This is a genomic window from Neochlamydia sp. EPS4, assembly GCF_000813665.1.
Classification (GTDB): domain Bacteria; phylum Chlamydiota; class Chlamydiia; order Chlamydiales; family Parachlamydiaceae; genus Neochlamydia.
The window spans coordinates 1-1,059 of sequence record NZ_JSDQ01000072.1; the positions used below are offsets into that span (position 1 = coordinate 1).

Here is a 1,059-nt window from a genome sequence, read left to right on the forward strand (position 1 = left end):
ACAGGCAGGCTGGTGAGCTGGTTTTGGCTTAAGTAAAGCCATTGCAGCTGAGACAGTTGCCCGATTTCTGCAGGCAGAGCGGTGAGCTGGTTTTGATTTAAGTCAAGCCATTGCAGCTGAGACAGCTGCCCGATTTCTCCAGGCAGAGCGGTGAGCTGGTTTTGATTTAAGTAAAGCTCTTGCAGCTGAGACAGCTGCCCGATTTCTGCAGGCAGAGCGGTGAGCTGGTTTTGGTTTAAGTCAAGCGCTTGCAGCTGAGATAACTGGCATATTTCTGGGGGTAAACAAGTCAAGCCTACTCCAGATAAATCTAAAACCGTGATGTTTTTACAATTTTCTTCAATCCAATCTCTGAATAGCTCTCCTTTTTTTCCTAGAGGCAAGTGCTTAATTTCTTCTCGGCTCAAGTATTCTTCCCCATCAGGAAGTCTTTTCCAAAGTAAAAGGCGATTAATATTTAAGAGATAAGAAGAGTAATTATCCAGTGTTAAGCCTCTTTTTTCTTCTGTGTTCTCTTTAAATTCTAAAGGAGAAAAAGACTTGGCTAAAGTAAAGATTTGCTTAAAGATTGCCTTAGCTTTTTCTCCTTCAAAAAGCCTATCATCCAGCTTATAAATCCTATCTAAAATAAAAGCCTGCTTGCTAATATCCCCTGGGGAAACATGTACTTTACCTATTTTTTTATAAAGAGAAGGCATCACTTCAGAGGCCAGCAGATGATGCCATCTTTTACAGACGCTAAATAAGGAAGGAGCTGCGCAAGCCTCTAAGATAGGGAGCAGCAACTCATTAGGCAAGCTTTCAATAGAGGCCGAAGAGATAGGATGCATTTTATTTCCTTGGGTAGGGATGACTTTTCAGCATTTTATTTATTAGAGGCAATATAAAAAAATTAAAAGAGCAAGTCAAACGAATTCCTATCCTTATCAATGAAAAACAATTCAAAGATAATTTACCGGCGCTTTTTTCCAGATAGACCCAAGAAAAGAGGGGGCCTTCCAAGCATTTAGGAGCAGACACAGGTTTTTGCGATTAAGTGACGCAGCAATTTTGGTTGGG

1 protein-coding gene is annotated in these 1,059 nt (G+C 40.9%); it reads right to left on the reverse strand.

The genetic code is table 11. From position 1 onward, the window contains the following. Positions 1-830 (reverse strand): F-box protein (locus DB42_RS10575; RefSeq protein ID WP_202965080.1); only part of this gene is annotated, 830 nt, incomplete at its 3' end. Positions 831-1,059 lie beyond the last annotated feature (229 nt).